The organism is Haloferax namakaokahaiae, assembly GCF_042663225.1.
GTDB classification, from domain to species: Archaea; Halobacteriota; Halobacteria; order Halobacteriales; family Haloferacaceae; genus Haloferax; species Haloferax namakaokahaiae.
The window spans coordinates 37,881-59,005 of record NZ_JBHTAA010000014.1 but is presented as its reverse complement, the minus strand read 5'-3'; the positions used below and the strand labels follow the sequence as shown (position 1 = coordinate 59,005).

The 21,125-nt window shown below is 53.1% G+C and carries 16 protein-coding genes; 7 read left to right on the top strand and 9 right to left on the bottom strand.

Translation table 11 applies throughout. The features are described from left to right. Nucleotides 1-25 precede the first annotated feature (25 nt). The 5 genes from ACFQJC_RS17415 to ACFQJC_RS17395 all read right to left on the bottom strand — a co-directional run bounded on the left by ACFQJC_RS17415 (nt 26) and on the right by ACFQJC_RS17395 (nt 11,127). Nucleotides 26-5,554: a DEAD/DEAH box helicase gene (locus ACFQJC_RS17415; protein ID WP_390225854.1), complete on the bottom strand. Its 5,529-nt coding sequence runs from the start codon at nt 5,552-5,554 to the stop codon at nt 26-28. Between the two features lie 2 nt (nt 5,555-5,556). Next, a complete protein-coding gene (locus tag ACFQJC_RS17410) occupies nt 5,557-6,384 on the bottom strand; it encodes a hypothetical protein (RefSeq protein ID WP_390225851.1) in 828 nt (275 codons plus the stop codon). Nucleotides 6,385-6,386: 2 nt separating this feature from the next. After that, nucleotides 6,387-9,074, bottom strand: coding sequence for a hypothetical protein (locus tag ACFQJC_RS17405; protein WP_390225849.1), 2,688 nt, complete (start codon nt 9,072-9,074; stop codon nt 6,387-6,389). Between the two features lie 392 nt (nt 9,075-9,466). Further along, nucleotides 9,467-10,393, bottom strand: a complete 927-nt coding sequence (locus ACFQJC_RS17400) for a hypothetical protein (protein ID WP_390225846.1) — start codon at nt 10,391-10,393, stop codon at nt 9,467-9,469. Then, on the bottom strand, nt 10,390-11,127 hold the full coding sequence (locus tag ACFQJC_RS17395; RefSeq protein WP_390225844.1) for a hypothetical protein: 738 nt from the start codon (nt 11,125-11,127) through the stop codon (nt 10,390-10,392). Before ACFQJC_RS17395 ends, ACFQJC_RS17400 begins: the two co-directional genes overlap by 4 nt. A gap of 584 nt (nt 11,128-11,711) precedes the next feature. Between ACFQJC_RS17395 and csa3 the strand changes: the two genes are divergently transcribed. Further along, the gene (csa3, locus tag ACFQJC_RS17390) at nt 11,712-12,365 is read left to right on the top strand and encodes a CRISPR-associated CARF protein Csa3 (RefSeq protein ID WP_390225842.1); all 654 of its coding nucleotides are present in this window, start codon (nt 11,712-11,714) and stop codon (nt 12,363-12,365) included. 110 nt (nt 12,366-12,475) lie between these two features. Here csa3 and ACFQJC_RS17385 read toward each other — a convergent pair whose 3' ends face one another. Then, a complete protein-coding gene (locus tag ACFQJC_RS17385) occupies nt 12,476-12,778 on the bottom strand; it encodes a hypothetical protein (RefSeq protein WP_390225841.1) in 303 nt (100 codons plus the stop codon). Between the two features lie 280 nt (nt 12,779-13,058). Beyond that, the gene (locus tag ACFQJC_RS18325) at nt 13,059-13,211 is read right to left on the bottom strand and encodes a DUF7837 family putative zinc-binding protein (protein WP_465261529.1); all 153 of its coding nucleotides are present in this window, start codon (nt 13,209-13,211) and stop codon (nt 13,059-13,061) included. A 371-nt stretch (nt 13,212-13,582) separates the two neighbouring features. Here ACFQJC_RS18325 and ACFQJC_RS17380 point away from each other — a divergent pair, with 371 nt between their 5' ends. After that, nucleotides 13,583-14,458, top strand: coding sequence for a ParA family protein (locus ACFQJC_RS17380; RefSeq protein WP_390225839.1), 876 nt, complete (start codon nt 13,583-13,585; stop codon nt 14,456-14,458). Then, the gene (locus ACFQJC_RS17375; RefSeq protein ID WP_390225837.1) at nt 14,455-14,853 is read left to right on the top strand and encodes a DUF7970 domain-containing protein; all 399 of its coding nucleotides are present in this window, start codon (nt 14,455-14,457) and stop codon (nt 14,851-14,853) included. Before ACFQJC_RS17380 ends, ACFQJC_RS17375 begins: the two co-directional genes overlap by 4 nt. Nucleotides 14,854-14,867: 14 nt before the next feature. On the opposite strand, the gene ACFQJC_RS17370 is transcribed toward ACFQJC_RS17375, so the two are convergent. Next, entirely contained in the window at nt 14,868-15,194 is a 327-nt protein-coding gene (locus ACFQJC_RS17370) for a DUF6788 family protein (protein WP_390225835.1), read from the bottom strand. A gap of 148 nt (nt 15,195-15,342) precedes the next feature. Here ACFQJC_RS17370 and ACFQJC_RS17365 point away from each other — a divergent pair, with 148 nt between their 5' ends. Further along, entirely contained in the window at nt 15,343-15,489 is a 147-nt protein-coding gene (locus tag ACFQJC_RS17365) for a hypothetical protein (protein ID WP_390225833.1), read from the top strand. A 20-nt stretch (nt 15,490-15,509) separates the two neighbouring features. Here ACFQJC_RS17365 and ACFQJC_RS17360 read toward each other — a convergent pair whose 3' ends face one another. Then, nucleotides 15,510-16,748, bottom strand: coding sequence for an orc1/cdc6 family replication initiation protein (locus tag ACFQJC_RS17360; protein ID WP_390225831.1), 1,239 nt, complete (start codon nt 16,746-16,748; stop codon nt 15,510-15,512). A 1,297-nt stretch (nt 16,749-18,045) separates the two neighbouring features. Here ACFQJC_RS17360 and ACFQJC_RS17355 point away from each other — a divergent pair. From ACFQJC_RS17355 to ACFQJC_RS17345, 3 genes are all read left to right on the top strand, one after another. After that, on the top strand, nt 18,046-18,261 hold the full coding sequence (locus ACFQJC_RS17355) for a hypothetical protein (protein WP_390225829.1): 216 nt from the start codon (nt 18,046-18,048) through the stop codon (nt 18,259-18,261). Nucleotides 18,262-18,647: 386 nt separating this feature from the next. Beyond that, nucleotides 18,648-20,417, top strand: coding sequence for a hypothetical protein (locus tag ACFQJC_RS17350; RefSeq protein WP_390225827.1), 1,770 nt, complete (start codon nt 18,648-18,650; stop codon nt 20,415-20,417). Nucleotides 20,418-20,610: 193 nt separating this feature from the next. After that, on the top strand, nt 20,611-21,069 hold the full coding sequence (locus tag ACFQJC_RS17345; RefSeq protein ID WP_390225825.1) for a homing endonuclease associated repeat-containing protein: 459 nt from the start codon (nt 20,611-20,613) through the stop codon (nt 21,067-21,069). Nucleotides 21,070-21,125 lie beyond the last annotated feature (56 nt).

Sequence of the window (21,125 nt, the reverse complement as noted above, 5' to 3'; positions counted from 1 at the left end):
GGTGGCAATGTGTGTGGGATGTTGGTTAGTTCGCGAACTGTTCGTCGGGTTCGTGGTTCTCAATTGTTCGAATAGTCATATCACCCCCTGCGAGGATCTCGCGGAGACGCTCACGGTCGAACGAGCGCTGATCGTTTCTGAGGTCACACCCATATTGATACAGACAAGACGGGCAGCCATTCTCACAGTCACAATCGAACTGGTCACGCATGAGTCCAAGCCCGCGGGCGAATGATTTGAACTCGCCATCGGTCTGCTCGAAGAGGAGTCGTGCGACGTCGGATCCGCCTTCTTGGGACTCGAAGACGTCAACACGCTCTTCGCCGACGTGCTCGGCGAGGTCACGAATGTTCACGCCTCCAAGATACTGTAGTGCAACCCGAATTCCGTGAGCAAGTGTGTGGGACAAGTCCCGGTCAGCGAGATCGATACGAACACCCTGCGTGTTGTACTGGTATCCCAGTCGGATGAACTCGGAATCTACACCTCGTCCGTCAGGGAAGTGGTCGGGGTCGGCACTGCATCGGCGTTCATCGTCGTCGTCGCGGTAGATGACACCTGGACAGTTCTCTTCCCCACAGACCTCGAAGAGTGTCTCTCGGGGGTCGACCTCGCCGGACTTGTACTTCGTCTTGTAGCTCTTGGTGTGGAGGAGTACCGAGTAGTCGCCGTACTCGAGTGTTCCAAGTCGCTCTCCATCGGCAGACTGAAGCTCGAATATCCGGTTCGGGTCGAAGTCGAGAATCGACGTCTCACGCTCAGCGTAGGTGTTTTGCACCTGGTTGTTCGGTTCGTTGTGGAGATATCGTGCTTCGTCGCCTTCCGAAGTCAGTTTGAGGTTGTCGTGATATGCTTCGACGGAGTCGAGCATCGCGAGTCGCCGTCCCTTGAGTGGCGCGTCGGTCTCGCAGTCGCATACCTGAGCATCGAGATTATACGAGGTATGACACGCAGGGCAAACCAGTTCCTCTGCTAAGTGCTCACCCTCTGTTGCCCCACTTACTGCTTCACGAAGGTCGGATCCTGCCTTGTCATCGAGGCGAACGCGAGATACAGTATACGTTTCACCACCATCGAGATAGGCTGCTCCAGGGTGGAGTTCGGAAAGCGCCATCTGCATCGCACGCCCACTCCCCTGGTCACCGACATTACGCCGGTCGTATCCCTCATCAACCAACGTCAGCCCAGCCGTGGTGGCAACACTTCTCATAGAGAAGTCGTACTTGCTTTCGCGTGACTCTCTGAGGAAGTCGAAGTAGCTCGACCGGCCCAAGTCGGACAGATAGTCGTCGAGCACCTCGATTCGGTCCTGGAGACCGCGCCGTTCTCGCATGATGCGACCGCGCTCTTCAGACCCGCCACGCTGCTGTGTCCGTCGCAATTTCTGGTTCCGCCGTTTCAGATCAGCAAGCTCGTCTTCGAGCGAGTGTCTGTACTCTCGATAACCGCTGATGTAACGCTCGTCGAAGTTCTCGAGGGCGTTGTCGACGAGGTGGCCAAATTGGTCTTGAGCGTATCGGATTGTTCCGTCACAGTCACTCCGTTCACAGACTTCTCTGTCGTCTTCAGTAGCGTATCGGCGTTCACACTCCTCGCAGTACCGATAGTCAAGTAGCGACTCCAGATAGCCGGCGATATCATGCTCGTGGTCTTCGACAACCTCACCGAGGATTTCGAGCTTCGAGTCCACCTCACTGAGAGACAATGTGTCGGCGTTGAGTGACATCACGTGAGTCAACTTACTAGCGTCCTCGCGTGCGGTGGTGTCAAGCATGCTACGCCGGTGGTAGGTGTCACCACCATCGATAGAGCGTGCGCGGCCGTGTCGACTAACGTCCCACGGGATGGTGAAGTGAGCCGCAACGTAGTCGAAGACGGCCCACGAAAGCGAGACGCGGAGGACCTCCTCGTTGTGCTCGTTGAGCGGCACCGGTGTGGGTTCCGCGTCGATGAGCTCTGCAGGGTGGTCGTAGTAGTAGTAATCGATGGGGTTCCGTTGGCTGACGGAATGAACCATCGACGAGTGTGAACTACGCCCGGCACGCCCAACTCGCTGGAGGTACGCGTTCATGTTTGGGGGCGTCCCGTACAGGAGGAGCGCGTCGAGTGCGCCGATGTCGACACCAAGTTCCATCGTTGGGCCCGACGAGAGATGGTGGGGGTAGTTCTCCTCACGGAAGAGATACTCCAACTCACGGCGCTTACGTTTGTCAGTTGTCCCCAGATACTCCTCGGAGATTAGGATCCGTGTTCGAGAGTATTCGGCACGGTGTGCTCGTTGTGTGAACCGAGGATGCGAAACCCCCGCTCTGTCCGAGAGTGATGCACCTGAACGGACAGTCGACTGAGTGTCTAAGCCGAACTGGTGCTGTAGCGTCGTGTAGTATCGCTCTTTGTCGGGGTCGAATCGGATGGCGTCTCCGTCACCAGAGACCGTCACCTCGAGTGCGGATGGGTCAAATGAGACATAGTCTTCAGAGTGACCGTACTCAAGGATTCCCCGGTCGACTAACGCTTCGACAACGTCTGCAGCGGGTCGGTCAGGACTCGGTGAGTCGAACTTTTCGACCCGATAGTCGTTGCCTTCGTCCGCAAGTTCGCGGACGATGGCGCGCTCGTCATTCTCGAGTTCGTTCAAACCTACGGTGAGACGGACGTCGAGGAGGCCAGATTCGGCGAGAGAGCCATCTCGTTCGCCCAATCGCTGACTGTAGGTGTGCTTGAGTGCACGACGAGACAGTCGGTCTCGGAGCGCATTATCGTCGTCCCACCTTTTCCGGGGCTGGCCCTTCAATCGTGATTTGAGATTGAACTCGACTCTCCGCGCAACTTGTGGAGGTTCTAATTCATCGTTGACCCTGTCGACGGTCTCGTCTGCACGTTCGAGGACACGGTCGAAGCGAATCCATTGGTTGCCATCGTCATTGGACGATGCACTCTCAATCAGGAGTTGGTCCAGTAACGTTTCCACTTCTGGCTCAGAGAAGTCCCGACTGAGCTCTTTCATGTCGCGGTGGGAGTCAGCGAACGAGAGGAGTTTCGCTGCTTGCTGGCCTTCTTCGTCAGCGACTGCTCGCAGCATGTACTGTGAAGTCGTCACCGCGAGGTTACTCGGTCCACGCATCAGTTCGTCGAACCGACGGCCAATCTCGTACCGGGCATATCTATGCGGACACGGGACGGCCGACGGTTGCGAACTCATGTTGTGAATCCAACCGTGGGTATCGACTGTCTTGTACGCCTGGTGGTGACCAGTCCGAGGATGAACGTCCGGATTATCGCAGTCGCACCCCTCGTCACCCAAGAACGCTGTGTCACACGACCGACAGTGATGGTCATGTCGTATTTCGAAGAGTCCGCGCTTTACAAACGATGACTCTCCGCAGTCGCACTGATTAGGGTCACTCTCGAAGTGAACTCGGTCGCAGTCATCGTTTGTGCAAACCCACGGAAGGAACCGTGTCGGCGTGATACTGGAGCCACAATCAACACAGTGGACGGGAGCGTCTTCTGTCCGGTCGTAGGTCCTCCCGCAGTCAGGACAGTCGAACTGACCGCCAGTTGTGCTTACTTCGAAGTCAGTGCCTTCGCAGTGAGTGCAGACATGCTCAGGTTCGTGTGTCGCCCCGCATTGTGGATTGATACAGGTGAACGTCTCAGCGTCGGTCATGACGGTCTTAGAACCGCAGTCCCGACATTCGAGATTCGTCGTTCGCTCTGATTGATGCTCGCAATCGAGGCACTCGAGGAACGGTTGGAACGTCGTTCGTACCATCTGAACGGGATCATCACGGGCTGACTCGCACCGTCGACAGATGTGGACCTCATCCTGGTCCACCGTGCCATGCTCAGTCGGTGTGTATGGCTCCAGTTGGTCACAACTCGGGCAGTACCACGCGACGAGATGCTCGTCACTACAGTGTCGACAGTAGGTGGTTCGCGTTACGAAGCCGAACCCACACTCTCGACAACCGTCTTGTGGTGACCGATACGCCGCATCACACGACGGGCACGTGTAGAAGCCATCAATTGGCCAGGAAAACACGTGGCTTCGGTTCTCCAGCATACCCGAGAACTCACCGAGCGTGCGGACGTTAGACACCAATGTCGACGTTTCCTCAGCATCGAGGTCAAGCGCCGTGGCTAGCGTGTCGTGTAGATCCGAACGCGTGAGGGGTTCGTTGTACAGTAACTGGTGGACGTATCGAACAACCTGTGCTCCCGAATCGTCTTCAGCCTCGGTGAGATGGTCGAAGAGGGCATCGCTAACCAGAGTCTCGCGCCGGTCACGGTCGTAACTCGACGAATCATCGAGTGTGTAGTCGAATCCGCGAAGTCCAAGAACTTCATCGTCGGAGTCTGCCGTTGCCCGCAAAATTTGGTCGACGGTCAAACTGTGCGACGTTAGTTCCTCTGGGACCTCGGTTGGAACGGACCCATCGAGCTCACGTGGTGACTCGCTCACCTGCTTGACGTCGACAGCACCACTCACTTTCTGGAACAGTTCGACGTCGTTCTCGACGGTTGCACTGCTCGCGATGAGTTGCAGGTCTTCGATACCGCGTTCATCCCGCAGCGACTGAACCCGCTTCATCAGCGTCGAGGTGTAACTCCCGAACAAGCCGTCGTAGGTGTGAACCTCGTCGAACACGAGGAATTCGGGTTCATAGATGAACCGTTCGTGTTCGTCCTCGGCATTGGTGTTGATGAGTCGGTAATTGATCGTGTCCGGGTTAGTGAGTAAGATGTCGACACCGTTCTCGAGGATGTCGTACTTCGTTAGACGCAGGAAGTCGAGCGGGACGTCGTTCGGATCATCGTCCTCACACTTCGCCTTTTCAGGGATGAGTTTGAACCTGGAACCCGTATTCCGAATTCGGACACCGCCACCACAGTCTTGGCACTTGGCGAGTTCGTCGTTGTATCCGGGACATTCGAAGTGACGGAACGTCGCGTTGAGGTATCCCTCGGACCCCGATTCACTGACGTTTCGCGGCGTATCACCGTCGTAGATGCCGACCGTGATTTGCTGTTCTGACTTCAGTTGTTTGTTGATGAGGTAGAGGTACTGAAGGAGACGCTTCAGTTGGTCCTGTGCGAGCGCCTTCGTTGGGTAGATGAGCGTGGCTTTGACGCTATTCTCGTCATCGTCCTTGCCGTACCGCTTGTCTTCGAGGATGCGGTTGAGAATCGGAATGAGCCATGCTTCGGTCTTCCCCCGTCCCGTTGCGGCCGTGATGACGGTATCGTCGCCTTCGAGGATTGCCTCGATGCTGCGCTCCTGGAAGTCGTACAATCGCTCGAAACCGATTTGCGAGAAGGCACGACGGATGTGTGGTTCGAGGCGTGCCGACCGGGCGAAAGCGGTCCACGAGCGGGTGCTCCAGTTCGGGATGTCCAGAGCCTGGAGATACGGTCCACGTATTCCCGTCAGGTCGTCCTCACCCTCGACGAGTCGATTGGCGACGCTACGTGCCGCACGCCCACCACGACCGATGAAGTAGTCGTGGTAAGCTTCCTGCATCTGCTCTGCGTGGGCGACGGGGTCTTTCATTGTTAGAGGCTCAGTTCAACCGCTGATTCGAGTTCATCGACGCGCTTCATCTCCTTGAGGGAATCAAGCGAGACATCAGCCAAGGTGAGCTTTTGGGACTTGCTGAGTGTCTTCACGTCCTCGATGGTCGAGTCCGAGAGATTGTGTTTCGCTTGGAAGTCGTCGAAGCTCTGGAGTGACTGATGCTGCTCCCAGTTTCTGACTGCGTTCTTCCACTGAGAGACGAAGTTCGATGCAGACCCACTCGAATCCATTAACTCTCGAGTCAGAAGTTGGTGCATGTGGTTGAGCGTACTCGAGAAGTCGCTATTGTGGCCACCGAGAATCTTTTGCAGTTCTTCGGCCGCACCTACCTTTGTACTCCACTCTTTTCGCTCCGACTTGAGTCGACTCTCGATAGTTTCGGTGACGTTGTCGACCTGACGTTTCGCCGACCGAATATGTCCGATTTGTTTCTCAACTTCGGGAGTCAGTTGGACTTCCGGGTTACCACTACCCCCGCTTTCTTCGAGATCAACGTCGCCGTCCATCTCGTTACTCTGGATGTTACCCAGTAAGTCGTCTTGTGTTGTCTCGATAGCCTTCTTTGCGGCCTGTGAGGCGCTACCAGTCATAGTCGGTGCCGAGCCATCGAAGGCACCCTCGAGGACCGTCTTGTAGTACCGAAGATCCCCAAGGCTCGAGATGAGCTTGTCGAGTTCACGATTTACTTCGCGGATGTTGTGCCGGGCAACCGAGACGTGGAACTGGGTGTTCTCCGCTTGCTTGTGTTTCTTGGCCTTGTCTTCGAGGGCCTGAACGACAGTTAGTAACGACTGAGTGCTGGACATTGTTACAGATCCTCCGTGATGTTGTTGATTTCCTGCCGTTTCTGCTCGTACTCGGAGTACTCACTGAGTTGCTTGATTCTGTGTTCGAGGTCAGCACCAGTAGAGTGTTCCTTCCCTTGGAGATCGCTGATGAGTGAGTCCAACGCCTCGTATATCTTCCACGCACGCTGTCCGTGGCGACTGCGAGCGAAGTCGTGCAATCGAGCGACGAGCGTCACACCGGTCGCATCGTCCATGCTCTGGAACCGCTTGACGTCCTTCCCGAAGGGCGTGAGCTTCACGTCCTCGGGTGAGTCAGTGAGGGTCTGGTAGGCATCCTCGTAGGTCGGTTTGATTGGTACGTCCATCGCACCTGCACACTTGTATAGCGTCTCGAACCACTCAGCAAGGTCGTTAACCGTGTGACTGCCGTCGTACCACCGCTCGACGGGTTTGAGAGCGGTCTGAATGTGCGAAGCGTCTTCCTCGGCAGTGAGTCGCTGGAGTTCGGCCGCATAGTCGGAAATGCTACCAAACAGCGCTGAAACCTTGGTACTCGCTTGATTATGAGTTGAACCGATTTTATACGCGTCGGGCAGGTCACCTGCGTCAATCATCATCGCGTCGTCGACGTGAGTTTCGAAGTCGGCAGCGACCTCTCGCCGTGCTTCTGCCAGACGGTCGTGGTCAACGACGTTCGACTTGAAGAGGAAGAAGCCCTCGATGAGGTCGTTGATGTCGCTCGAATGCGTGGTTAGGTTGTTGAAGGCCTGACCGAACGCACTAGTACGGTCAAGTTCCTCTATTATTGGATTCCCGTACGGCTGATTCGCATCGTACTCTTCGAAGACAAGTTCAGCGGGAATCTCATCGCCTTCGACCTCTTTCCCCTGTGCAGCGTTGACAAGGAAGAACTGTGCCAGTACGAGCGTTTTCTCGATAGTAAGACCCTCTGGAAGGCAGCCTTCGACCTCCTGACGCATTTCACGCTTGAACTGCGCCACGTTTGTATCAGCCCACGCCCTAAGTCGGTCGAAGTTGGTATCTCTGGCGTCGAACATCCCAAAGAGACCGTAATCAAGCATCGGGTAGTAGAGGTCAACGTTGTCTGTACCCCACTTGAGTTCGATGTCGATGTTCGACTGCCGCTGCTGGTCACCTTGAATCGATACCGGAACGTTGTCTCCCCGCGCGTAGTAGATCGCACTTGCGGACCGTGTCGATGCATTTGGGTTACTGAGGCGTGTCGGGTCGTGCCAGCGTTCGAGAGCTTCAACTGCACCATCGTAGAGCGTGTCTGAGCTGGGGTACTCTTCGCCGTTTTTTACCCAGTCTTGGAACTCCTGATATTTGCGCTCAAACTCACGCTCCTCCTCTGAGAGTTCAGGTTGGTCAATGACCGTTACGTCATCGTCTTCGTCGTCGTGGTCTGTTCCGCTATCGTCCTGTTCTTCACTATCGGTCTCTCCATCGCTATCACCCTCACTTTCGTCTTCCTCGTCATCCACGAGACCGTGGTCAGGTGTGGGCGGGTTATTTATTTTCTGGCGGAAATCACTTCCCTTACCCTTATCGAACACGACGTAGTCACCCTTTAATGGTGCCACGTCGCTGTCAGGGAGGTCGATTCCAAAGGTCTCGAAGATACCGACCTTGACACCGACACCACCTTCGACAGGAACACCGTACCAGCGGCTGAGATCCAAATAGATCTGGTCGTACTTCATGTCGATCCCGAAGGTAGGGGTATCGACGAATGAATTCGACTTCATCGCCTCGTAAGGCGGCCAAGACGACTTCAGACAGTGTTTTACGACACGAAGCAGGAGCAGTCGTGGTGTCTTGCGGTCACTCCCCTCGTCGTTCAGTTGACGGTAGGCGACGTGGACGAACCGCTCGTTGAATGGGTACAATCCGTCGAAGGCGTCTTCGACATCGTCGGGCGCTGGTTCGATGGTGGAGTGGCGCTTGATTGCGTTGAGGTACGACCGAGTGAGTTCGACGGAGACGTCGTCGTCGAGGAAGTACGCCGCGCCATTCTCGTCGGTCATCGTCAGGTACCCCTCGGATCGGCCTTTCATGTACGTGGCCGCATCCGAACGGGTCATCGCGTCGTCGATGTTATCCTGTTCCCACCCGATTGTCCATCCGAGGACGATGTCGTAGTGACTACTACTCAGTTCGAAGATGTGGTCGAGAAGTTGCTCCTTCAGGACGGAGAACGTGGTCAGGTCTTCGCAGATGAGGACCGGTCGGATACCTTTCTCCTGGTACAGTTCAGAGTACTCCTGGAGTTGCTCTTTGAAGTTGCCTACGAGGTTGTTCGAGAGATACTCGTGAGCTTGGTTCTTCAGCGCAGGGAAAATCAACTCACTCTCCTCTCGTAACTTGTCGCCGAAGCTCAGAGTCAGACGCAGGTCGCGGTAGTTATCTCGGGTGAGGAGTTTGAAGTCCGGATTCTCGTCGCGGGACTCCAGAGCCTCCTGGTAGTCTCGAATATTCTCGGCGAATATGTCACGGAGGTCCGTTCCGTCGTCACGCTCTTCGGTGAGTTCACGCAGTTCTTCATCCGTGAGAAGACTGGTCGACCAGTACCCACGAAGGAGTCCCGCGATAGGTTCGGCCAGATCGTAGGGGTCACTCCCCTGAATGTTTCTGACGTCAGTATCAACGTCGAGTGGTTCGGTGAGAACGTCGATGATCTGTTCCATCTGAGTCTGGCTTCGGGACACGTGAAGTGCAACGTAGTCCTCGATACCGTCGTCGTCTTCACCAAAGCCGTTGATTTGGTACTTCGTCCACTCACAGAGTTGGCTCTTCCCGGAACCGGGTTCACCGCGAACGATGAAGATTCGATTCGGGTCATTGAGGTTGGAATCTGTGATTGATTCGAGTACGTCTTCCTGGGTGACGAAGTCGCCAGAAACGCCGAGGGGAGTCAGCGTATCGGCCCAAATACGGTCGATGTCGACGTGGGTTTCTTTGAATTGTTCGGGCGTCTTCGTCGCCGTGTGTGCTTCCGAGGTGATGAAGTGGTCAACTTCGTTATCATCCCAGTGGCACGGCATCTCGTTGCCAGCCGAGAGTTGTTGAGCGTCTTGACTCATTGTTGGGTGAGGAATTGCGTGAGGGGGTACTGGTAGGCCGTTTCGTCCGGGTGCGATCGAATCGAGATGCGGGTCACGTCACGTCGGTTCCCTCGAACGTCTTCGTTGAGGTTCTCCGGTGGAATTTTGACCGCGTTCTGTGAGTCGCCGGGGTTCGAGAGGGAGATAACGCCGTCATCTTCCATGTTGCGCAGTACGTCCGCGATCGCTGGGTGAACACGGGGCGTTCCCGCGCGCTCTTCGTAGACACTGAACAGATTATCGTTGATCCAATCGAGTGCACGACGGAACTCCCCATTCTTCGTGGTGACGTCGTCGTAATTCGGGTTCCCGCCAGAATCCATCGGAGCGAGAACGAGTGCATCGTGCATCAGACCCCGGCAAGGGCTCAGGGTGATGTCGTCTTCGGACTCAATGATCAGTCCCAGTTGTTCGCTCAACGTCACCCACATGTCGATCTTCTCGTCGGTCCAACTGAAGTCGTAGTCAGTCTCACGCTTCAGAATAGTTTTAAGGTTGTCACGTGCTCCGCTCACAGTTCGGGAGCCCTCGTTCAGTAGCGCTCGGTGAACTGCTGCGAAGTGAGTTTGCCGCCCCTCCTGTTGGTTGCAGTGGTACAGGAGTCGTGCTTCGAAGGGTAACCCCACGAGGTGACGTTCGTTGATGCGCTCGACAGTATCTCTGATGTCTCCCGAGGGACTCTCGACCAAGTCGACCGCGTTCAGGAACCGAACCGTTTCTTCGACGTGGTCTGTCTCGACTCCGCCGCTAGTCGGCTTCCCGAACTTTTTCGTGAGTTCGGAGACGGGGGTCGGGCCTTGGATGGCATTGTAGACATGTTTGAGTTCCGGTGCTCGCACCGAGATGAACCCGGTGAGTAGTTTGTCCGGCTTAGAACTGGCCGGTGTGAATTTCGTGCTCATGCGTCCTCCTGATGGCGATATCGGTATGCGTCAAGTCGTTCTTCTTCGTAATCCACCCGCTCAAGCATGTCCAGCATGCTATTCGCGACTTTCTGTGTCGGCCCCCATTCGGTCCACGAGCGGAGTGCCTCTCGGATACGCTCAGAGTAATCCTCGAGTACCTGGTCGACATCCTCGCGGATGAGGTAGTAAATCGGGTCCCACGCAGGACTGTCCGCTGGGAGTTGTGTGTAGTCGAAGAGATCTGGGATTGAGCCCGCCTCGAGACCCGCCCGGTTGTGGTGGGCCGAAATCTGATGGAAGTACAGATTTTGTGTGGACGATAGTGGAAGGTCCGAATCGAGATTGTACTGGAGATACTGCTTCAGTAACCCCTTGTACTCGGCGACGGTACACTCGAACTCGTCGACGAACGATTTACCCGGTTTTCGGGTATGGCGTGGCATCTTTGGGGTACTCGTGTCAGTGACGATCACGTACGGTACACCGTCGGGGCGCTTCCGAAGCAATCGGCGAACAACGTCTTGTTCGTCGTAGACACTCTCTTCATCCCGTAATTCACCAGTCAGCATCTCTTGGCTGACATAGTGAATCAGTGGAAATTCGACGTCGGCAACTCCGTTCGCTCGCAAGTCCTCGTTCGGGAGGAGTTCGTATTCGACAAGTCGCAACCCATTATCGTAGATACCGGGGTGGGCGACTCGGTCGAGGCCGAACTGTGCGAGAAACGGCAACGAACGGAGTTGTGCACGTGCTTGTGAACCCGTCTTCGCGAGTTGTGGGTCTCGGAGTACGAAAACGGAGTCTCGTGTTCCGATGAAATCCGCGAGTGTGGGGCTTTCTGAGTCGGGCGGGTCGGGTGGGCCGGGTGGGTCTTGCATGGTTCGCTTGGGAATCGTTGTTGGCGTCGTGTGTGGGATGGACGCCGGTGCTCGCATCCTCAACATAGCGGTAGCTATGCCGAATCAGCCGTTTCAGGCCGTTTCGAGTGAATGCGACCAGGTGACACTTTCATCCTGGGTTACATAAACCTGTCGCGGCGGTGATAATTTTTCAAGGCAGAGATATCACTACCGCAGATGGGTGGGTGTCACCCGATTGCGGACTGTGCGAGCAATTGTCAAGTCTGTCTCGAATTATCATATAGTTATCGCAAGTGCAACATATTGATGACAATTGCAGTGATTTGGGACGGTTTCGGGGAACACAGACTGGTCCCTCTCGATAAGCGCCAGTACCTCCCCAATGTGTGCGGAAACCATGCCGACTGTTGCACAAATCCGGAACAGTAACCAGGATGAATCTCCAATCTACCGATATGAGAACCTACCTCGCCCCCTTAGGATTTGACAGTCGGCGTGTCGTTCGGCCAGTGCTTAGCATGGGTCTCGACGAGGACGACCGAGTAATCTTGTTACAACCGGCAAACGGATCTGAGCGAGGTGAAGACGCTTTCGAGGAAGTAGAAGAGGTTCTCACACAGGTAGTCCCTGGTCTTGACCTGGAGTCAGAATACCTGCCCTACACAGATTTCATCGAAACAACCCTGTATTGTGCCGACCTCATGCAGGCATCAGAAGGTGAAACTATCGTCATCCTCGGTGGTGGCGCGCGTGAGATCCTTTTGCCGTTGACAGTCGCTACGTTCACGAACGAGAGTTACGTCGATACAGTACTCCAAGTGGGGGATATCGATAGTAGCGTCCGTCGTATTCCACGTCTAAATCTTCGCGGAAACGTCTCAGACGCCGAAGCAAAATTGCTCAGTGAGTTGTCGGAGTTAGAGACGCCTCTGTCGATAAGCCAAATTGCTAGTGAACTCGACAAGTCAAAGAGTACAGTTGCTCGCCATGTCGATAGTTTGGAATCAGAAAATTTGGTGATAACAGAGAAAGAGGGACGGAGGAAAACGGTTACTTTGAGCGACAGTGGCCGCGTATTCTTGAAAGGTAGGAAACCCAAAGTTATCTGATATGTTGCGTCAATACTGAGGTGAGAATAGTGCCAAAGCAACCAGCTGATCTCTAATAGCGAGGTGGTAGTTCAGCTAAACCAATAAGTCCAAAAAATCAGAACGTAGGTCTACTTATCACCGTTCTCTAAGATCTCTTCCCGTCGGTCCTGTAGGAATTTCAGTGCACCCTCGAGGTCGTTATCTGCACCCAATCGTTGCCAAGCATATGTTGGAGTTCCATTAGAGACCTTGGCTCCGAACTTCTCAAGGATGCCCTGTTGGACCTCATTAGCAGGTACTCCCTCCCAGGGGCTCGGAAGATGCGGGTCATCGCTCTTCCGCGGAACGACCGCGTATCGAGCACAGTAATCGATTACCAATTTCATTTTTTCACCCGCATCCTCGTACGCTGTGATTCGTTTTCTTCCCATCTAGCTCAGGAATAGTTGTCCGGCGTACATAATATTTCAGCAAAACAAGGTAGTTAGCGACTCATCGTTGGCGTCCGTTCATCGAGCGACTGATTTGCCATTCATTCTTGGGGGCTGCAAGTTTCGGTTCGTATCCTCCATAGGCAATTTAACAGTTTCCTACGCCGAACGAGGACATGGAAGATCGCAGCCAGCACCGCTAGATGGCGATACTCTGACTGTTCGAATTGTTCACCTGGAGTTCAGAGTCGAAGCAACCGAAAGCAAGTCCGCCAGTTGGTCACTCTGGGCGGACAACCTCGTCGCAAGAATAGCACTCAGCGAATACGCCAGTTGTCCCATCGGCATCTTCGAACTCGATAATCGACTGGTAGGCTTCGATTTCTTCGCCGCAATCAGGATATCGACCAAGCACCGTCGAATCACTCGTCATTGGATTGTGGAGACACGTGTGACACAGTCTTTCTCCACTAGTGTCCACACGATGCCACAGCAAAGATGTTTAGCCAAGAATGTTCAGCAGGCGTGTTCATGAACATTATTCAGTAATTTTATTCATTGTGAACATTCACCATTTCAAGAATACACAGCCGGGGGGGAACCTGTATTGAGAGAGAATTGAAACAGCGAATTGGCGCACTCTAACAGGCATCTGTGTATGTTCTGCTGTTTATTCAGTCATCAGGTTCACCGCAAATGTTCATTAATTGTGTTCACTGGATTCATTCATGAATGAACAAAATTGCTGAACACCATGAACTCATTCGCAGAAGATTCAAGGTGAAGGTAATTCATGAACACAGTATGCTCACGTATTCGACCTACAGCGAGGCAGGCGGGGTCGGTAAAACGACGACCGCAGCAAACCTCGCAGTCGCACACGCTCGTGCGGGATTAAAACCACTCGTCGTCCCACTTGACCCACAGGACGGAGATCTCTCGCGACTCTTTGGCGTTGATGACCAGCGAACGGATTCTGTCGATAACGTAGTCCGACACATGATTCGTCGCCCAAATGGGGATTTCAATGATCTTATTCGGACTGTGGAGGGTGTCGATATCGTTCCTGAGCACAATATGCTCTCAGACCTGGCCGAGTTTTTACAACGTGAGAAGGACCAAGCAGAAGCCATGGGGGAGGCATTCGGAATGCACGCCCAGTTGCTTCGTGTGCTCCGTGAGGCAGGCGTTCCGGACAAATACGATGTGCTCATCTGTGACCCGCCAGCAACGGAAGGTCCGCACCTCTACAACGCGATTCACGCGACCCGGTCGCTCGTGATTCCAGTCGAGCCAAGCGCAAAAGGTCGTGCAGCGGTTGAAGGGCTCGAAGCACTCGTCGCTGGGTTCGAAGAACAGCTCGGTATCGACGTCGGTGTCCTCGCTGCAGTCCCAACAGGCTTCAAGAACACCCGCGACCAGCGAACAATCTTAGACGAGATCAATTACCCAATCCCAGAGATAATCAGCGAACGTGCGTCTCTCATGGAGGGATGTTGGATGGAGCAATGCTCGGCGTTTAGCTACGTTCGCGACCACCGATCACGTCGACGCGACTATGAGATCGAGACGCTTGCTCAGTTCGACCGACTCGCAAGGCATCTCGAAGAACAGGTTGGCATCGAAGCACCAAACCCACCAGAACCCGGTGACGTCGACCACGAGGTGCTAACCGTATGACTGGGATGAAGAAAGGGGCTGGAGAAGACCCATTCGCGGATGACTCGCAAGTAGAGTCGACTACGCCCCAATCGGCTCAGGAAGAGCCGTCTGAGAGTGAAAATACTGAGTCACAAGTGGACGAAGGCGATACGCAAAGGTCTCAGCAGCAACTCCAGATCCCATACAAATTCCGTCGTGATGGTGTCCAAGACGGCCGTGACCGAGTTCCATTGTTCTTACAGAAGGAAACAAAAGTCGCAGAGCGAGATGCCCTTCACGAACTCGAAGACCAGTTCGAAGAAAACGTCTCACTGACTGACCTTCGTGAAGCGTTGGTGAAGGTGGGGTTACAGCACCTCGACGAGGCAGAGGAGTGCCTCGAGGATTGGGGATACGGAATGACGTTTGACTAGCGACGGGATCGCTCTTATTCAGATTTGTTCACCGGGCCTTTGTATTTGGACTTGATCTGGTCGCCCTCTCTCCACTGCCAGTAGTAGTATCGGTTGTCGTTGATTTCTTTGACCGTTAGACTTGCTTTCGAGGGGACGTCTTCCGGCATGTCATCTGGCCGGTCAACAGCATCTTGATCTGTGTCTTGTTTCTCCCTAAGACGTTGCTCACGTTCTCGGTGTTCCGCTAGTTGCTCTGCATATTGGGCTACATGACGGAGTGTTTCTGAAGAAAGGCCATCAAGAGCTTCGACAATTCGAGTTGGAATGTCTTGGTCAGGGCTTGGTTTTTCGAAGGACATGGCTCCACGATTTAGACTTAACCAACGCAGGAACTGCAGTGGCTTAGAACTGTTGGTTAAATTGGTCGGAGTTAGGGTTCTGCTTGAGATTGGTCCTACGGTATACTGAGACCCAAGGCCTATTTCATACGAAATACGAGTCAGAACCATGGTGAATGTCAAAGAGAAAGACGGTGCAGTTCTGTTAACGGTAAATGGACGACGAGGGCCTGTGCATCGCTCGATATCACTTGAAGATGCAGAAGATCTATTGGACGACCTCGAGACTGCAATAGAGACAGCAAAAGAAGAATAGGTAGAATCTATTCCCCCTTACTACATCGCAGCAAAGTCTTCACCGGAGTCAGGAAGGTACTCGATAATACTTCGGTGCGCACCGAATTCACTGATGATCGTCTGGAGCGCGTCGATGACCGTCGCGATATCTCGATTGATTTCGTGTTCCCGATACGTCCCACCATCCTGACCGCGGTGTTCCATGTGTGAAAGTGTAAGATTGAGAATCTCGAAATCAGAGAGGAAGCTTCGCATTCGACGAGCTGTCCGAGGGTCTCGACCCTGGAAGTTACAGAGCTCTTTGTAACGTTGGTAGACGATACGCGAGCGCGCAGGGGTTGCGTTCTCAGCGGCGAGTGTCGTCAGCGCGTAGAGGGTGAGTTGCTCGTGTTCGGTGAGGTCACGCATGATGTCCATGCTCTGTTGCGCCTCGAGTTTTTCCTGGGCACGTTCGACATGGTCAGTTGTGACCGTCTCGGCATTTTCTGTCCGAGCGAGGTCACCGGCTTTCCGGAGAAGCGTGATTGCTCGACGGGCGTCGCCACCATCCTGTCGGCCGAGTGCGGCGCACAGCGAAATCACGCCGTCTTCGATTGCGTTCTGGTGAAATGCGATATCGGCGCGTTGCTCGAGGACTTTTTGGAGTTCTCCAGTTCCGTACGGTGGGAACGAAATCTCAGTTTCACAGAGAGACGACTGCACTTTCGCGTCGAGTTGCTCTCGGAACGTCGAGTCGTTGCTGATGCCGATGAGCCCGAGCTGGATATTGTCGATGTAGCCGTTATTGTCTGCGCGTGTGATTTGGTAAAGGAACGTGTCGTCTGTGATGTGGTCAATTTCGTCGAGAACGATAACGACGGTTCCAGAGAGTTTGTTGAGTTCATCCCAGAGCAGGCGATACACTTTGGATTGGGGGTGTCCGGTTTCAGCGATATGGTGCTCGGGTTCTCGGAGGTTGTTGATGAGGCTAATTGCAGCCTGGTAACTCGTGGAGAGACCATCGCAGTTTAGAGAGATTACGGAGAGGTCGACCTCGAAGTGTTTCGCTGAGTCTTGCAGCTCGTTGAGTAAGAAGTTCGTGACGGCAGTCTTTCCGACACCGGTTTTCCCGTAGATGAAGATATTGTCAGGATACTCCCCGTTGATGATAGGCTGAAGCGCAGCCTCGTATTCCTCGATCTCGTTGTCCCGCCCGACGATGTCGTCTGGGACGTACTCAACCTTGAGCGTATTCCGTCGCTTGTAGAGTGTATCGTCCGGCTGAAACCGCGGCGTCATGGTTTGATCAGATGACTCAGTCGTGTCTGATAATTGTTTCGACCACCGTTTCCGCTATTTCCAGTATAACCACGGGTGCCCATCAGTTCCGGTAGCAAGTATTGCCCCCTCGATTTCCAGTTATAGATGAGACAGTCACTGTATCAATCATTGAGTGGGATAACGGCAAGACCGGTATTCTGGATGAACATTCACACCACTATTTCCAGTAAGTCATCGGACTGCTGCTGGGCGATTAGACCCCACCGTTTCCAGTAAAGTCGTGGGGATAGAAGTTGTGAAGTCGAACCAGATACTAGACCACCCGGTTCCAGTATTTCCAGTATACGTTTATTTATATGTCTAACACACACCGTCATTTCCAGTAAAGAACACGGATGTGACGAATCGGGAGACAGTGGCGATATTGTATCACGAGTATTACTGAGACACACCCTCCCCATCGTTTCCAGTAAAGAACCTCGAAAGACTCGGGGGTGCTTCAGAAAACATTAAACTGATGCAAAGTTTTATATCAGTAGGTCACAAGTTGGTCCGTAGGATAAACAAAAAGCGGTTGATTGTTGGGCGATCGCTAGTGGAATAATCTTCAGCGAGGGTGTACCTGTTCTCTCTGTTGAGTTTTACTGGAAATGCCGGGGGGAGGGTCAGCCGCTTAGACTGGGACATCGAGTTCTTATCAGCCTATTAGTGGAAATGGTGGGGTATGACACTCGTCAGACACCGTGGTGGTGAGTCCACATAACGTCTTAACCAACAATGGTCGGCTAACCTACGTTGTTGGTTAAGACTGACTATCCTTTGGTAACTGTGAATCTAGTCGTGGATAACTGACCCCGTCATTTCCAGTAAAGTGATGCCACCATCAGTTGTCCCTGCTTTGAAGAGGAGTAACCTGACCGGAATTGTCCATCCTGCATCTCAGACGAGCGGATACTTCTCGTCTTCTAACTCCCGCTTGAGGACGTGAATTTGGTTCGATAGTATCCCGGCACTTACACATCATGGTACTCCCGCGGACGAACTCGAGGACGAAACCGGATGGTCATTTACGACGATCTACCGCGTCCTTCGCCGTCTTTCCGGTCTACTCGATAACGACGGTGGAGTCGTGAAGTGGGTCTCCTCGAAGATTGCGCAGGAAGTTCGTGAGCTGGTGTCCATCGCTGACGATGTGGTGGACTCGATTGCCGGACGGGTCGAGAACGTGCTGAACGTCGACCCGCGTGACCTATAGCGGTCTAGCCGTGCCCTGCAGAACTGGCTGAACCGGTACGGTGCCGAGGTTGTTCAGGGCGTGGACGACCGTTCTGAGTGCGTTCGGATTCGGGCGGTGCTGACTCAGTCGAAGAATTCCGCAGTCACGGGCGAGTACCTGCCCGACGTCCTCGAGGAAGGCCACAGCGCATGGTGTGACGCTGGTCTCGACTCTCGCCGGTTCCTGAATGCTATCGTGACCTACGACCAGGCATACGGTCCGCTGCAGAACACGGTCGCTCGGAAGCACCTGTAGCCGGTTGCCCGCTGAGTGGCAACACTCTCAGTCGTCTCTTCTTTTTATATACTACGTCGCTGTTTTCGGCCTAACCTCGGTTTCTGGTGGAGTCTCGATTCATCGCGAGCGGCAGCTTTCGCGGAGATCCGGCGGGTTCTGATTCATCCGGTGGGACAGCCCCCTTAGGGAGTGTGACTAACGTCACAACTTTCAAAAAATAACCCTCCGCCTCCGCAGCTCCAGTTGACGCACGCGAAAGGAAGGATGGTGGTGACTGAGTTTTTGACAAACGCTGCACTCGCTTTGATTTTAATTCGGCATGTTAGTCGGTCGGTAGGATAGCTACTCAAAATTCGGAGTGTACAATATCTATATAATCCTTTCTGGATTACCATATTATAGCGATGGCCCCTCCAGAATTCACCCCCATGTCTTTAGAAGGGGTTGACCGCGATGAGTTCCTTTCTTCATTTGACGATGATGAATTAGATGCCGACCTGCAAATTCAGAGGTTGAGAGAGTGCGTCGAAAAACGGGATCGTCGCGCATTACTTGAGAAGATCACCATTGGAACGTACTTGTCAGGTAATGCTTCTGCGTTGGGTATTCGAGACGATATGGTTGGTTTGCCCCCTGCACTTGCTGAATTTGTTATTGGCCACATCATTGTCGCCGATGATACCGACGATCAAAATCCAAGTTACAAGATGTTAGCTAGAGCCGCTAACAGGGTGGCTGAAGCATACCAATTCTCGCGATTCTTGGAAGGGAACCCTGATGAATGGACTGATGAAGAACAATACCAACACAGTGTAGAGACGGCATTAATTCTGCGAGAGATTGCTGCAGGGCGGCATTATTTTTGGGAGCAACCAATTGAAGCGGCGCGTCGAGCGTACCAACCACATGACCAAGTTATGAGTGACCACCTTGGGTTCACTATTGAAGAGGCGATCTCCTTCCAGAAGTATATGGAAGGGGTTCTCACATCAGTCATTAGAGAAGCGATGGAACCCGTGCATGATGCGGGTATTGGCCTATATTCAGATGGAGACACTATAGACTCACTTCAAGACTTCCTCAAAAATGAGGGACGGATTCCTCGACTCTCCGAACTCCCAGATCATGATGAAGATGCTCGAAGAATCGAACAGATTCACGAACTTATGGGAGACCGGACAGCGTACCTATGGGTCACCGAATCACTTCTGTACAAGTATTTGCCGGATGATATAGACGAGGAAAAATTCAGCGCATTTCTTGGCCGATTTTCTGTTGAGCTTGGTGATTGGGACCACCCAATGGGTCCAGACTACTGGTCAATTGACGATCTGAACCCCCTTCACGTTCACCCATACATTAAGGATGATAACCGAATCTTGGTTCCACACGTTGCCGTACCACGACGCGCGTTGATGACGACATTTTACTACGATTTGATTCAGATTGATTCGTACGAAGGGGAGTTCGGCAATCGTTGGGGAGAATACATCGAAGATTGGGCTTACGACTCCCTTTTAACTCTTTTTGAAGATGGAGAGATTCTTCTGAATCCGGTGTATGAAACTGATAACGGGGCAACCAACGAATTCACAGATATTGTTGTAGATACTGGTAATCACTTACTTCTCATTGAGTGTAAGGCTGCCAAATTGAATATTGATACTCGGTCGGGCAATTTCCAAGCACTCAAACGGGACTTGAAATCTGGTGTCGGGAAGGCAACTACACAATTGGAGGAGTGTCTGTCTCTGCTACAGCCATCGGAGGGCAGCTTGGAAATTGAAACAGGAAATGAATATAGAGAGTTCAATCTGGAAGATCATCGAGAGATCATACCAGTCGTTGTCCTGGGTGAACAGTATGATGCCATCTCTACAAACTTTTACGATATAGCCACCGATAGCGTAGATTTCACACCATATGTTGTGAGTGTGATGAATTTAGACGTTATATGCGAGGCGTTCACCAGTTCAGAACAATTTGTTCGCTATATAAAAAATCGGGTTGATCAGGTCCAAAATAATAAATTCCTCAGCGTTGATGAGATCGACTATCTAGGCCTGTTTATTGAAGGAGGTATGAGTTTCCCAGAATTCCCGAAACAGAGGACTCAACTTCGAGACTTCTCACTTGTTGTAAGACAGGCAATAGACGACAAGTACGGACCTTGAGTCCGGCATTCAAAATATATCTCTGAGAGAGGATTGTCCAGAAATATAGAAACCAACATCCTCTGACTATACCCAAATTCGGGTCAACAGTTGAGTCTATATTCAATATGAGTTTCCCGACAAATTTCGGACCGAATATTCCAACGGAGCCTCCAACCTAGGATATTTGTATTCTAGACGATACAATCACACGATGGACCAAGGCAGCAATCGATATTCAGAGAAAGACTGCCTCGAGGCCCTCCACGCAGCCGCAAAGGTACTCGGGGAAACCCCTACCCGATCGGAGTATCGGACCACTGGCCTATCTCCATCTCCAGAGATAATCTCTGATAGATGTGGTAGTTGGGATGCAGCAGTTACAAAAGCTGGACTCGAACCCAAATCCAGGGAACAGTACACCGATGACCAATGTCTCCGAGCACTCCAGAATTTCGCAGAGACATACGGAGAGGAACCAACGATTGACTCGTACAAGAAATCGGGATACAAGCCCGCAGCAGGGACAATCGCAAAACGTCTCGGGTCATGGAGCAAAGCGAAAGCCGAGGCTGGTGTTGTCGACGATGACGAAGATCTATCGGTAGAAGAGGAAGCCGAGCGTACGTTCGAGATGTTGGAAAACGCCGAAGTTGACAGACGAGACAATTGAGAATCTAACCTACGATACCGAGTTGTGAGGGCCTGTTTTTGGGATACTCTGGTGGT